Origin of the sequence: Paenibacillus sp. FSL R5-0519, assembly GCF_037974275.1 — a bacterium.
Classification (GTDB): domain Bacteria; phylum Bacillota; class Bacilli; order Paenibacillales; family Paenibacillaceae; genus Paenibacillus.
This window is the reverse complement of record NZ_CP150234.1, coordinates 3,294,403-3,308,926: the sequence shown is the minus strand read 5'-3', so window position 1 is coordinate 3,308,926 and position 14,524 is coordinate 3,294,403. Positions and strand designations below refer to the sequence as shown.

At 42.0% G+C, this 14,524-nt stretch carries 13 protein-coding genes; 10 read left to right on the top strand and 3 right to left on the bottom strand.

Annotation, left to right across the window (positions count from 1 at the left end; translation table 11 throughout):
* Window positions 1-36 precede the first annotated feature (36 nt).
* Complete coding sequence (locus MKY73_RS14960) at window positions 37-684, bottom strand: GerAB/ArcD/ProY family transporter (protein ID WP_339302404.1); 648 nt, start codon at window positions 682-684, stop codon at window positions 37-39.
* Window positions 685-696: 12 nt separating this feature from the next.
* On the opposite strand from MKY73_RS14960, the gene MKY73_RS14955 reads away from it, so the two are divergent.
* The 6 genes from MKY73_RS14955 (at window position 697) to MKY73_RS14930 (ending at window position 5,734) form a co-directional block, all read left to right on the top strand.
* Window positions 697-1,086 (top strand): hypothetical protein, encoded by a 390-nt coding sequence (locus MKY73_RS14955; RefSeq protein ID WP_339302403.1) that lies wholly within the window; start codon window positions 697-699, stop codon window positions 1,084-1,086.
* 271 nt (window positions 1,087-1,357) lie between these two features.
* Window positions 1,358-2,098, top strand: coding sequence for a type I methionyl aminopeptidase (map, locus tag MKY73_RS14950; RefSeq protein ID WP_339302402.1), 741 nt, complete (start codon window positions 1,358-1,360; stop codon window positions 2,096-2,098).
* A gap of 556 nt (window positions 2,099-2,654) precedes the next feature.
* Entirely contained in the window at window positions 2,655-3,026 is a 372-nt protein-coding gene (locus MKY73_RS14945) for a hypothetical protein (protein WP_339302401.1), read from the top strand.
* A gap of 39 nt (window positions 3,027-3,065) precedes the next feature.
* Entirely contained in the window at window positions 3,066-3,947 is an 882-nt protein-coding gene (locus MKY73_RS14940) for an aminoglycoside phosphotransferase family protein (protein ID WP_339302400.1), read from the top strand.
* A gap of 312 nt (window positions 3,948-4,259) precedes the next feature.
* Complete coding sequence (locus tag MKY73_RS14935) at window positions 4,260-5,114, top strand: AraC family transcriptional regulator (RefSeq protein ID WP_339302399.1); 855 nt, start codon at window positions 4,260-4,262, stop codon at window positions 5,112-5,114.
* 170 nt (window positions 5,115-5,284) lie between these two features.
* Window positions 5,285-5,734 carry a GNAT family N-acetyltransferase gene (locus MKY73_RS14930; protein WP_339302398.1) on the top strand — a complete coding sequence of 150 codons (450 nt, stop codon included), beginning with the start codon at window positions 5,285-5,287 and terminating at the stop codon, window positions 5,732-5,734.
* Between the two features lie 105 nt (window positions 5,735-5,839).
* Here MKY73_RS14930 and MKY73_RS14925 read toward each other — a convergent pair whose 3' ends face one another.
* Window positions 5,840-7,189, bottom strand: a complete 1,350-nt coding sequence (locus MKY73_RS14925) for a response regulator (protein WP_339302396.1) — start codon at window positions 7,187-7,189, stop codon at window positions 5,840-5,842.
* A 1-nt stretch (window position 7,190) separates the two neighbouring features.
* Window positions 7,191-8,819, bottom strand: a complete 1,629-nt coding sequence (locus MKY73_RS14920; RefSeq protein ID WP_339302395.1) for a histidine kinase — start codon at window positions 8,817-8,819, stop codon at window positions 7,191-7,193.
* A 488-nt stretch (window positions 8,820-9,307) separates the two neighbouring features.
* Between MKY73_RS14920 and MKY73_RS14915 the strand changes: the two genes are divergently transcribed.
* The 4 genes from MKY73_RS14915 (at window position 9,308) to MKY73_RS14900 (ending at window position 14,487) form a co-directional block, all read left to right on the top strand.
* Window positions 9,308-10,102 (top strand): ABC transporter permease subunit, encoded by a 795-nt coding sequence (locus MKY73_RS14915; RefSeq protein ID WP_339255194.1) that lies wholly within the window; start codon window positions 9,308-9,310, stop codon window positions 10,100-10,102.
* An 18-nt stretch (window positions 10,103-10,120) separates the two neighbouring features.
* A complete protein-coding gene (locus MKY73_RS14910) occupies window positions 10,121-10,990 on the top strand; it encodes a carbohydrate ABC transporter permease (RefSeq protein ID WP_215077778.1) in 870 nt (289 codons plus the stop codon).
* A 24-nt stretch (window positions 10,991-11,014) separates the two neighbouring features.
* Entirely contained in the window at window positions 11,015-12,700 is a 1,686-nt protein-coding gene (locus MKY73_RS14905) for a hypothetical protein (protein WP_339302393.1), read from the top strand.
* Window positions 12,701-12,771: 71 nt separating this feature from the next.
* On the top strand, window positions 12,772-14,487 hold the full coding sequence (locus MKY73_RS14900) for a discoidin domain-containing protein (protein ID WP_339302392.1): 1,716 nt from the start codon (window positions 12,772-12,774) through the stop codon (window positions 14,485-14,487).
* The last annotated feature ends 37 nt before the right edge of the window (window positions 14,488-14,524 follow it).

The window sequence follows — 14,524 nt, the reverse complement described above, 5'->3', positions numbered from 1 at the left end:
ATCGTACATATAAGTATGCTGAAAATAGCAGTCTTATTACTTGCCTTCAACGTCTGTCATATAAGCTGTGACGATGAGCAAAACTTCATATCCGGAATAGGAGAGACAAGATGGCTTAAGTCCCTTCAATATAGGCATACTCCCTTCACCCAGCATGGGTCTGAGTTTATTGATATCACACATTTTCGTACTCAAAAGGAATACCAGTGCGAGCAATGCCAGCGTTACGGGCAGAACGATTGAAAAGACACGAATGATGACCATAAGACCACCCGTTAGCATGTAAATACCAATCCACAAACTAACCATAATGGTGACCCAACTAGGGGTACGCTCAAGAATGTACATACTTGTAATTTCAGCCATGACTCTGACTTCGAATGAACATAGAACAGTAAAATATACGATAATTAGAATTCCTAACAGATAAGAAATCCATTTTCCCGTGATTTCAGGAATAAAGTCGAACACCGTTTTACCGGGGAATCTGCGACATAACGTTACAAGAAGAAGGCTGATTGTCGTTACGATCAAACCAGCCAGAATGATGGAGATCCATACATCTGGTGTTTTTACCACCTTGCCAATCGTACGAGGAAGCGTTAGTATTCCTGCACCAAGGATGGAGTTAATAACTACAATTATTACTTCAGAGGCACTGATTGTTGTTGCGGATGTCCTCACAGGCTTCACTCCGTGTTGAAAGTGAATGGAGAAAGGCAAGATTTTCATATTGAGAATGGGTACGCAAAAATAAAGAGAAGTTGGTCAGATGCTGGCAAAGTAGCCATTCAACGCGGCCCGCTCGTGTATTGCATCGAAGAAGCAGACAATGGAGCCCCGCTCACTACAATCGCGTTGGCTGCGGAGCCACAATTAACGGAGTATGCAGATCCAGATCTACTAGGTGGTTGTGTCATCATAGAAGGCGATGGTCTAGTGACTGATGACAGCAATTTATGGTTAGACGGGATGCCGTACCGTTCTTATATTAATCAGAGAAAGGCTGTAGGTTTTAAGGCCATTCCCTATTATTTGTGGGGGAATCGCCAGGCTGGTGAGATGAGAATATGGCTCCATTTTTAAAGAGGACGTAGGAAAACTGGAGGCTTTTTTCGCAGTTACTTTCCAAATAAGCATAATAGAAAAAACGAAGGCATTGACCTTCGTTTTTTTTCTGTTTTGATGAACTCCACCGACTAGTCACTTTTATAAAACTGAATTTATGTGACAATCATGACTCATGACATTTGGACGCTGCTAACCGTTACAGCCACATGTAGATAAAAAAGTTGCGAAGCTATGCTGCTTTGGATATGATTAATTAATTGATGATTAAGATAGTGAGGTAGAAAAAATGATCGCAAGAACAGAAGAAGACTTTAATGGTTTGAAAGAGATCGGAAAAATTGTTGGTGCTATTCGTGATGAATTGGTACAAAAAACAGTTCCAGGTATAACAACTAAAGAACTTGATGATCTGGCCGGGGCACTGTTTGAGAAAGCTGGTGCAGTTTCTGCTCCAAAAAGTGAATATAATTTCCCGGGGTTTACTTGTATTAGTGTTAATGAAGAAGTGGCACATGGTATTCCGGGAGAGCGGGTTATTCAAGAAGGGGACATCGTGAATATTGATGTGTCCGGCTCCAAAAACGGTTATTTTGCTGATACGGGAATATCAATTGTCGTAGGCGAAGGTGAAGAAGTATTAACGAAAATATGCGACGTTGTTAAACTGGCATTCGAAGCAGGACTTAAGAAAGCAAAACCGGGTTCCAAAAAAAGTGGAATTGGAAAAGCCGTATTCCAAACTGCCAGACAGCATGGATTAACCGTTATTAAAAACCTTACGGGGCATGGTGTTGGACGTGCGATACACGAAGCACCTGACCACATCTACAATTATAATGATCCATCGGATGATGAATTGTTAAAAGAAGGCATGGTTATTGCATTTGAGCCATTTGTCTCAACTTCAGAAGAAGAAGTATTCCAGACCGGAGACGGCTGGACCTTTGCTACCAAAAATAGCTATGTAGCTCAAATCGAACATACGATTATTCTTACTAAAAATGGTCCAATTATTGTTACTCAATAAATTTCTGCAAACTGAAAGTCGCTAAATTTAGCGACTTTTTTTGTTTTCTTGTACGTTATAGCATATCGTAATATCTACGTTTGCTTATTAATTTATGTTGAAATTATGGAAGGATTTAACGTATATTTAGGATCTGAAGAAAAATAAGAAATACCCCTAATTTTTCCTGTTATAATTTTGTAGTTTTATAGATTCAACATAGCAACTCCAATACATATGTTTACTATTATAGTGCGGGCAGTGGTGAGGTAATGCGAAATGAAAAATGAAGCATGTACATTCAACTTTTTCCACTCAGACTTGAAAGGATCGTAATTGTGCTAAAAATAATTAATTTTCTTCTCTTCTTGCTAATCATTTGGGTAGTCATTTTTTATCCTTTTCGTTTGGTTTGGTTTGAAGGTGTAAAACAGATTCCTGCAGACCTTCATGGTGTTTATTTACTTTTCTTGTTCTTTGGATATCTGATCATTTCATCTGCTATGGGACTTATGGCTGGCAAGATGTTTTTCAAACGAAAAGAACAGTAAGTATGAGTAAAAAAGGAGGTTTGAGAATGGACAGAGACATTTTAATCAATCAATTCTTAAAATTGTTTCCTGAATTTCACTATTCTTACATAGAGCACTTGGAATTAAATCAAGAGTTTTTAGGTCATGTGTTTTTCGGTGATGAAGTGGCTACTTATGTAGAAGGATTGCTTCGTGAAAATAACGACAAAGAACAAATCGAGAAATTTTTTAATTTTTTTGAATGGATGGCAACTCAAACGATCCTTTATATTGTACAAGTGTTATCCACTACAATCTTGTATGATTTAGGTGGACATACAGATATTTTGCAAAAAGCTCAATGTTATATGAAGCCACATACTAAAAGACTTTCTTATGAAATAGAAGATTTGCACTCAGGGAGATATTTCTCGTAGAATAATCTGCCATGTATTCTCCAAAACAGGAGGCGACATATGAATACCATTCTGAAAGTTATAGAAAAGCTAAAGTTGAAGGTCTTACATATTGAAGATGTTCCAGAGTCATATAGTTCTGATGTATACAAACTTACTCTTGTCAGTGGAGAAAATGTATTTGTGAAAATCCCATTTAATAAGGATAAACTATACCGTGAATTTCAGATCCTCGAACGATTAAAGGGTGTAATACCTGTTCCTAAGGTATTGGACATTTGGTATGGGGATGAAAGTGCTATTGGAGCGTTGCTCCTTTCAGCACTTCAAGGTATGCCTTTTACAGGAGAGATGGATGAGCGTCTTTCTTATCAGATTGGCATGTATCATGCTATGCTCCATGAGGTTAAAACTTCTGGGTATGGTTACCATGGAACTGATGGTTTTAAGTTACTTGACCAAAATAATTGGAGATTATATATCAAAAGTAACTTTGAGAAATGGAAAGAACCCTGTAAAGATATTCTCGACTCTGAATTGGTTGAGAGATGTATTCATCACTTTGATGGTGTTTTCTCTGCTTTACCGCATCCTGACGGACCATGCATTGTTCACATGGATTTTAGACCAGGTAATATATTGGTGAATGGTAACGAGGTTGCTGGTATTATTGATTTCGAGAGCGCTCGTAGCGGTTCCTCGGAAATAGATTTCACAAAAGTGAATCGATATATTTGGAAAGTCAATCCGAAAACTAAGATCCCGTATATTAAAGGCTATGAATCAATTCGACCTATGTTGGATTTGGAAAGAGTGCTGCCATTTTACGATCTGTACGATGCTTTCAGCGCAGTTGTTTGGTGTAAAAATAGAGGCATTGAAAAAAATCGTACGTTCCTTCAGGAGAATATTCTTATTTTAAGGAATTCTGTGGGTTATTGAGTAGAATTGATTATATATGATAGGGCTTAATCTCATAAGTACTCCATATAATTGTATGCGGTTTCAAAAAAACCTAATTGATATAATAAATTCCGTAATTACACCTGGCTTCAAAATAAAAAAATTTGATGAGCATCGTGACTGGGAAAATGAAAATATCCAATGGAAATTTACAATTGAGGCAAATAAATAAATTGAAGATTTATCCCTAGAAAATTTGCTCTTTTGTCGGAGTGACTTTTTCGTGCATAAATTGCAAGGTATTCATTATGTATTTCCCATAAGCTTACCTTGAAGGGAGGGACTACTACGATGGATTGGTTGGACAGGATGAATGGTGCCATGGAATATATCGAATCAAATCTAGCGGACATTATTTCAATTGATGAAATAGCACAGAGAGCCTGTTGCTCTACCTATCATTTCCAGAGAATGTTTCCATTTATTACTGGCGTATCGTTATCGGAGTATATTCGACGTCGACGGTTGACATTGGCAGCATTCGAACTGCAGACAACAGAATCAAAGGTTATTGATGTAGCTATGAAATATGGATATGATTCGCCGGAGGCGTTTGCACGAGCCTTTAAGAATCTTCATGGTATTATGCCTACATCTGCACGCAATACAGGCAACTCTCTAAAAGCCTATCCTCGAATGTCCTTTCACATTTCAATCAAAGGGGATGTCGAAATGAATTACCGTATTGAGCAAAGAGATTCGTTTGAGATGTTTGGAGTATATGGGATTATCAATGCAGATCAGAAAACAGCATTCGCTGAAGTACCTCAATTCCGTATAAAATGTGATGATGATGGCAGCGTTGATCATATGAATGACTTACTGGGACGTTTTGGTGATACCATGTTGCATGCCGCCCTCTATGATCACACGAAAGAATCTTTCAAATACATGATCTGTTATCATGCACCTAAAGGACTTGAGATTCCAGAGAGATTCACAAAACTTGCTGTCCCAGCATTAACGTGGGCGGTTTTCCCCGAGCCGCAAAGTGATATGCAAAAACTATGGGTACGAATCTATTCTGAGTGGTTTCCGACATCTGAATACGAACAGGTTGAGGGCCCTACTTTCGAAATGTATTATGGAATGGCACGGCATGGAAATGTTTCAGGAGAAATCTGGATACCGGTGAAGAAAAAATAACGCACTGATGTTTGCGAAATGCAGGCATTAACGAAGAAGACAACGGAATAAATTCAGCGTATAGTATGGGTCATCCCCACAAAGGATGGCCCTAAAACTTGCCGTTACAGACAGCGCCATTAGAGGGAAAGGGAAGATTGTTTGATTATATTATCTTGAGGGGGTTAGATATGGATATTAAAATACGAGAAATAATATCAGATGATTATGCTGAGGTTGTTTTTTTATGGAACGATGTGCTTGGAATGTGCAATGTTAATATTGCAAACTTTCGAGAGACTATGGAAGAGATGAATAGAGAAGGGAATTATAAAACATTTGTCGCATTAATAGAAAATGAAGTGGTCGGATTTGTAACTATTGTTCAAGCATTATCTGTTGGCGTTCCAATTGGTTATCTACATATTCAAGGTCTTGCGGTTAAAAGGAATGTTCAACACAGGGGAATCGGAACAAAATTACTAAGACAGGCTGAAAATTATGCCAAAGAACGGGGAATAGCAAGTATTTTATTATGTAGCGGAGTTAAGCGAACCGATGCCCATGCTTTTTATGAACATAACGGCTATGACAGAGATTCATATTGCTTCGATAAGATGATCGACCTAACTCAAGGTTAAACGGCACTAAATAGGCCCAACTCACTCTGTAATCACAAGAGTAGGATGTTGGGCTTTTTCCGTACTGCTTTACACATATCATTCAAATAACCTATACATACGAAGTCATTGATGGATCATATTTCTTCGGTATTGATAAGGCGTAACTCCGTATTCCACTTTGAACAGTTGGATAAAATATTGATTTTTTTTGTAACCGACCATTTGCGCGATATCGTGGACCCGGAGTTCCGAATCTTGAAGCAATTGAGAAGCTTTCTCCAGTCTCTTCCTGGAAATGTAGTTTGACACATTTTCGCCCGTCTCTTGTTTAAACAGTTTGGAAAAGTAGACTGGATGCAGATGTGCAACTTTGCCCAGTTCATCCAGGCTAAGGCCATGTGACAGGTGCTCTTCGATATACGTTTGTACTTTATCGATGATGGTTTGAATGGACATCTGTTTGTTGTTTGTGATCCGACTGACCCGTTCCATGAGAGTTGACGATAGTTCATCAGGATACTGTAACTGGTTGAATATCCAATCCACGATCTCGGTGGTATCACGATCCTTATCCGTCAGATACACATATCGAATGATCTCCATGAGAAAGATTACTTTTTGCTTTCGGGAACGGATATGATCATATTTTTTAATAATGAGTCCGGCTGACTCCCCATCACCGCATGATGGAGAATGGTTGAATATGGCTATGAAGTCTTCTGAGTGTACATCTTCATTAAGGAAGAACCTGTAGAATATCTGTCGGGTCATGTTTCGATCAGTTAACAAAAATGGAGGAGACACGACCGATTGCTCCAGTTTGATAGTCAGTTCTCCAGCAGCTTCTTCCGGAATAAAAGCAGTCAGTCGGGTTCCGGTAGCCCATACGAGACGATCCAATTTGTCTCCGACAGCATATTTTATAACACTCTCCTGTTCTTGTGTGAAACCCTCCAGTTTGAGACAGCAAAAATGGCGTCCCCCTAGAAATGTAGTATAAGCCTCATACTCCTTACTTAATGTCGCGTTATGACCCAGCAGCGAGAGCAGAAACGCCAATCCATCGAAGTTTTCCCATACGATAGATTGGGCGGGCCTTGTCTTTGCAATATTGTTAATGGCTTTGGACATGGCTTTCTCCACGTCATCTTTATCGACAGGTTTGAGCAGGTAGTCGAGTGCACCCAGACGAATTCCCTGTTGCGCATATTCGAACTCGGAGTAACCGGAGAGGATGATAACTTTGGTTGACAAGCCATGTTGGTGGATATGTTGAAGCAGATCGATACCAGAGACTTCGGGCATTCGGATGTCAGTAATCAGAATGTCGATGTGATTTTGAGTCAGCATGTCCCTTGCTTCAATCGAATTGGTCAACGTCTCGATCTGGTCAATACCGAAAGTGTTCCAATCGAGCAAATGCTTCATGTACTCCACGACATAATGTCCGTCATCCACAATTAATAAACGCATATCAGCTATCTCCTTTCATCTCGGGAATACGGATGAGCAGCAGGACGGACAATCCGCCCCAATCATTGGTAGTAAAATGTAAACCGCTACGTTCGCCGTACGTATTTTTCAGACGTCGATTTACATTCCAGAGCCCTACACCTTTGATTCCTTCAGGAGGGGAATCGCTCTCAAGCCGAGTCTCCAGGTTGCGGATATCGTCCAGTGAAAGACCCTTCCCGTCATCAGAGACCTTGATCGTTATCGCATCCTCCGTCTGTTTTACATCAATAGTTACTCGATGGGCACCTTGTTGTCCTTCAATCCCATGTTGAATCGCATTTTCAACTACGGGCTGGATGATCAGCGGTGTGAGAGAAAGGGAGGCCAGCTCCGGCGGAAGATCAATGCTGTACTCCATTTTTTTGCTGAGCGCCATAATAATCAGGAAATGTTCTGCAAACTGAAGCTCGCTTTCCAGCGTGACCTCATGCTGATCCAATCTGGTTAAATAACGATAATATTCAGCTAGATGTTTACTCATGCGCATGACCGAATCAGGTGAAAACTGGGCCACCGACATGATGAAAAACAAACTGTTGTACAAAAAATGAGGGTTGATCTGAGCCTGGAGTTGTTGAAGTTCCGCACTTCGCCTGAGCTCCGTTTCGGTCTTCAAGGATACGAACAGATCCTGGATCTCGGTAACCATATGATTAAAACTTTTAAACAGGCTGTAGAATTCTCTATCCGTATTTTCGGTAATACGCGTGTTGTGATTGCCTTGTTCAACCTGAGAAAACTTTCGCTCCAACAAACGGATATTTCGGTAATAGTTCCGGTAAAACGTAAAGATCACAACCAGCCCAAGCGTAAAAACGGCTAAAATACTGCCAAAAAAAACCTTGCGATTGCGGTCAAGCGGCTGCAGGAAATCATTCGTCTGTGTATATGTAATCAGATAGGCATCGATGGATTCAATATATCGGGAAAGAACATAGTAATCGTCCGAATTGGTGTGATAATCATATTTTAAAGTGACCTCCGGCTGTGGAGAAACCATATCGGTAACCGTTTTCAAGAGTTCGTTATCGACTTCTTTTTCACTCCATAACTGATCAGTGTTAAACAGAAATAGAGCGTTTGAGCTGTCATTGTTTACAGCCTTTTTAAGCAGATTTTTCAAATAATCGGTATTCAGCTTTACCCCAACAACGTACTGAGTCGGTTCATTTTGTCCGGATTTTTGGATGTAAGGATAGAGGGCAAAGTAATACAAGCTATTGCCGACAATTTGCCAACCCCGCCCATGAACATCCTTGAAAGGTATTCGCGCCTCTGGCGTATTGTTCGTGGACAGAAACGTTTCTTCAGATTTCCAGTAGATGCCGATGGACTCGATGGAGCGACTGGATAGAAGCGTTTGCCGCAAGCGATCAACGATATCGTTTTTCTTCATTTGCGAATCGTAATTGCTCAGCTCGATCACATGCCTCTGATAAAACCGGACATCACTGTCAGCTGCATACTGAACCCCATACATATTTGCCTCGTACATCACTCCATCAAGAATGCCTTTCACATAATCAAGCTGGTTTTTGGAAGCGCCGATCAGATTTTCTTCCAGTGTCTTGGAACTCAATTGATTCATTACGAAAAACAAACTCAACGTTAACAACAGAAAAAAAACAAAAAAATAAATGAATCGTTTCATATACATTTTTCTGATCATATGTGGTTCCTTTCATAACGCCAAACGTAGAAGTTCAAACTCCAGATCGGATTATCCTTAATATAAGGCAAACCTTCGAAAAGCGGAAGGGCAGCATAGGCAATACATGAAAGCGGTTTTAAATTGCTTCAGGTTGGGGTGATGATCTTGAAATTTTGGCATTTTGGAATGAAAGCGCTTTTGTTAAGCTTATCTTCAAGGATCGCTTTTGAAGAGCCATCATAGAGGAGGTATGCAACATTAACGAAACTGTGCCCGCCAGATCCCCGAAAAAAACAAAAACAAAGATTCCCCAGCGATCTTCATTGAAAAAGGAACTTAAGAAAAGCTGGCCTTTGTACGTACTGTGTATTCCCGCTTTTGTGTTTGTCTGCATCTTTTCCTATGGCCCGATGGTAGGATTGCTCATGGCATTTCAGGACTACAAACCATGGCTTGGCATCACAGGTTCACGATGGATCGGGTTAGATAATTTTGAACGAATTTTCCAGTACAAAGAAGCCACACAAGCAATTGTGAATACGCTGATTATCGCCGTTTCCAAAATTATCGTCGGCATTATCGTTCCAATCGTCATGGCTATTTTGCTGAGTGAGATCCGAAATATGGGCATTAAGAAAAGTGTGCAGACACTAGTGTATCTGCCGCATTTCTTGTCTTGGGTTACTGTGGCAGGATTAATGATCGACATTCTCGGATTAGACGGAGGCATCAATCACATCTTGACCCGGATTTTCGGAACCGATCCCATTTATTTCTTGGGTGATCCTGATTTGTTTCGATTCACGGTTGTCATCAGCGACGTGTGGAAGAGCTTTGGCTTCGGCATGATTGTTTATCTGGCTACCATTGCCGGGATCAATCCTTCCTATTACGAAGCGGCTGAGATCGACGGGGCCACACGCCGACAGCAAATTCGATACGTCACTTTGCCAAGCATGTTGCCCATGATTATCGTCATTTCTACCCTGAGTCTAGGCAATATTCTGGACGCAGGCTTTGATCAAGTATTCAATCTGTACAACCCGCTTGTCTACAGTACAGGAGATATCATTGACACCTATGTCTACCGTTCATCCTTGTTAAACGGGCAATACGGGTTCGGGACCGCTGTTGGACTGTTCAAATCGGGAATCAGCTTGATTTTGATCGTTGTCTCCTACAGGCTGGCCTATAAATATGCCAATTACAAAATATTCTAACAAGGAGGGAGAGGGATCATGTACCATAAGACGACAGGCTATAGAGTATTCTCATATTTTAATTACGCGTTTATGATACTGGCTGGTCTGGCGTGTTTTCTGCCACTGCTTCATCTATTGGCACAATCGCTCAGCAGCAAAGCGGCCATTAGCGGGAATATGGTGTCATTTTGGCCGGTCGGATTCAACGTGGACGCCTATGTCAAAACGTTCAACAATTCCAATTTTAACGGTGCCATGCTGACATCCATTACTCGAACCGTGTTGGGTACAACCATCAGCATGTTTATCCTAATCTGTGCCGGATATGCCCTGTCCAAAGAATTCCGGGGACGCAACGTGCTCATGTGGTTTTTTATCTTCACCATGCTCTTCTCGGGGGGCTTGATACCTTCTTACATATTGATCACAGCCCTTGGATTAAAAGACACGATATGGGCTCTTGTGCTGCCGGGTGCTTTCGGTGCTTATAACCTGATTCTTCTCGTCAATTTTTTCAAAACGATTCCAAAAGCCTTGGAAGAAGCAGCTTTCATTGATGGAGCGTCCTTCTTCGTCATCCTCAGCAAAATATATTTACCATTATCTCTGCCTGGCATAGCGACCGTATCCCTGTTCATTATGGTGGGGCACTGGAACTCCTGGTTTGACGGAATTTTGTATATGTCGGATGCAAGCAAGTATCCGCTGGCTTCGTTCCTACAAACCGTTGTTGTGCAGAGTAACATGCAGAACATGGCGATGAGCCAGTCCGAGGTGGCAGCGATGTCGGAGCAAAGTATCAAGGCAGCTCAAATTTTTGTCAGCACGCTACCGATCATTTTGGTTTATCCATTTTTGCAGCGTTATTTCGTGAAGGGAATCGTACTGGGAGCCGTCAAAGAATAGTTAGAGTAAAGGGGACATGAATTCATGAAGAAAAGAAATGATTTGTGGAAAACGGTAAGTCTGGTCATACTGTCGGCCATGCTTGTGGCTGGCTGTAGCAAAGGGGAGAGTGCTTCCGAGACCGCATCGGCATCGGTACTCAAAGACGGAAAATATGATCCGCCAATGACGATCACCATCGCCAAACAGCAGGATGAAAATGCGGGAAAGTATATCAATGGGGAGACCTTGAATGACAATGTCTTGACCCGTTGGGGTGAACAAAATCTGGGCATCAAGATCCAAACCACCCTGCTGGGCGGAGATGCCTCCCAGTATAATACCAAGCTGCGGCTGGCGTTGACGGGTTCGGAAAAACTGCCAGACGTTCTCCCCGTCTATGATACCATGCTGGTTAATGATCTGATCGAGTCGGGGCAGGTCAAGGAGATTACGGAAGACATCTCCGCTTACATGCCTGACCGCCTTAAAGAAATATACAAACAATACCCGACCACTTTCAATCCAGTGGTTAGGGATGGCAAGGTGTACGGGATGGCCATCGCGCCCAATCTGACGGAAGGCGAAGTCATGTTGATCCGCCAGGACTGGTTGGACCAATTGAATTTGAAAGCGCCAACAACGATTGAGGAGTTTGAGCAAGTCATCGCTGCGTTCAGCAATGAGGACCCGGATGGGAACGGCAAGAAAGACACATACGGCTTTACATTCTCGGGTAAAGATTCCTACAACACGGGCTGGGTCAGCGATCCGGTCATGATTTTCAGCGCATACACGGGTAAACATCTTCCAAGGCAATGGCATAACGACAATGGCAAACTCACCTATGGATCTGTGGCTCCTGGCAACAAAGAGGCACTTTCCAAGTTACGCGATTGGTATGCAAAAGGGTACTTGAACAAAGAATTGGCCACCCAAGGGGCTTGGGACGCACTGTCCGATTTTACGGAGGGGAAAGCTGGCATTATCATTGGTCGTCCTTGGCTTTACGACAGTGTGAAGGACGTAGAGAAGAACGTAGAGGGTGCAAAAATTAGTGCTTATCCGACCATTCAAGGCGTGAACGGTGATAAGACCTATCAGTCCGCCCAATTGAACGATGGTGTGTTCATGTTTAATAAGGACTTTCAGAACATGGAAGCCTTCTTCCTATACTACGATAAAATGTACGACGCAGCGTTCAGCACGGGAGATTTCAAATACGGCTACGCTCAGGGATACGATTACGATATCGTCAACGACGAAGTGACTTTTGATCCAACGAAATTTAATAAGCCATTAGAGGCTATACAAGGCGTTGGGAAGATGGCATTCACCAAAAACACACCGAGTGTTGATGGTCCCGGCCAATCGTACTATGATCTGGCGAATGGTGTTAAAGCTGACACGGGCGTCCTCATTCAAAGCGCTTCAAAGGACCAAACGACCCAGGACGGATACCGGATTTCATATGAAAACAAGGATGTTTTGCTGCCCAATGCGTTTAATGGTCCACCAACACCAACGATGCAAAATGTATGGGAACAGTTGACCACCATGGAACAAGAAACTTTCACCAAAATTATATATGGCAATGAGCCGCTTGAGGCATTTGATACCTTTGTCACACAGTGGCACGAAAAAGGCGGAGACACGGTTATCGAAGAAGTTAACGAATGGTACAACCAAGCCAGCGAGACGGATGTTATGACACTGATGAATTTGAAATAAAGTCAATTTTCACCTGAACCAGCCTTCCGACAACAGGGAGGTTGGTTTCCTAAAAAAGGAGATGATGAGACATGATCAAAGGTAAATCGTGGATGGCTATTGTCATTGCATTGATGCTGTTAACTGTTTATTTAACGTCCTCAGCACAAACCGTTCATGCGGCTGGTGAAGAGACCAAGATAGCTGCAACACTATTTGTGTTGAAAAATGAATCTGACGTATCCAATGCCAAAATCCATTGGGCACCTGTATCGGGGGCGACTGCATACGAGTTGTACAGATCCGAGAACAATGCGCCATATACGTTAATACAGACCTTAACAGGTATAACGACGGATGATTACGAGCTCAACTTGGGTAACACGTATAAATACCAAGTGAAGGCATACGGTGGGACTTCCTTGTTAACCTCTGCGATCTCGCCAGAATACACCCCTTACAGTCTTCCAGATAACCTCACAACTTTTGATAACACAACGCAATCCACACTGATGCTCCCGAATGAACTTAAAGTGGGGGATACCTACTATAGGTTTAACTTTGTACAAAAGTCATCAGGCGGTTTTGGTGAAATGATTCAACAGACGTCAACAGATGATATCACATACGGTAACGACAAAGTGGTCCTTTCCTACACGGATCACCCCGATCTGGCGAATTCCAAGTTTGAAGGGATTAACATCCTGTACCATGCGCCTACGAATAAATTTGTTTTTTGGGCTCACTATGAAAACAGTACAGACTACACGCTTGCCAGAGTATCTGTGGCTTCAGCAACGCCTGGAGAAGACTTTACATTTCACAAAAGCTTTCGGCCGGAAGGAAATGAGTCCAGAGATATCTCCATTTTCAAAGATGACGATGACTCAGCTTATCTGATCTCTACCGCCAATAATAATTCGGACACGATTCTGTATAAGTTAACCTCTGATTGGCTGGATGTGGATCATCAAGTATCTGTTATATATGAAAATCAACACCGAGAACTACCTAAAATGATCAAAAAGGATGGCATTTATTATTTGTTCTCTTCCCAAGCGGCAGGTTGGTATCCGAGTATTCCTTTGTATTCTTCCGCAGCAAGCATAGACGGAGATTGGTCTGAATTACGGACCATTGGCAACACATCAACTTTCTCGGCGCAGTCGGGTTCCGTTATGCGGGTGAAGCCAAACACGGGTGACAACGTGGTTATGGTTGCGTATCGCTGGATGTTCGGTTGGGCAGGTACACAAAATGGAACAACAGAGGAACGATTGCTTCCCGTGTGGTTCTCCGATGGATATGCATTTTATGATTATTTTGATCAAGTCCTGTACAACACAAGCGATGATACGCTAGTTCCAGTCCAAAATGGAAAACTCCTGTCACAAGGTAAACCGGCAACAGCGCAAACGGCTACCGGAACGAACCCTGCAAGTTATGCTAATGACGGCAACTATCAAACCGAATGGGTGGGCACAGGCAGTTCCTGGCCACATTGGTGGAAGGTCGATCTTGGCTCCGTTCAACCATTGAGTAATGTACAAATCTCCTGGTGGATGCAAAAAGGCTCTGAAGGATTTTACAAATATAAAATAGAAACCAGCACGGATAATGTAAACTGGACCGTGGCGTTGGATCGAACTAATAATACATCTTATGGCTTCACCTCAGATTCTATATCGAACACTGCCGCCAGGTATGTACGGATTAATATGTTAAATGCGACGCTCCATAATAACCCTAACAACTGGTATACCCCAAGGTTATGGGAAGTGAAGGTATTTGGATCGGGTACAAATTAAACGATGTTTTTAAAAGAAAAGAAGAGAAGAGAGGTAA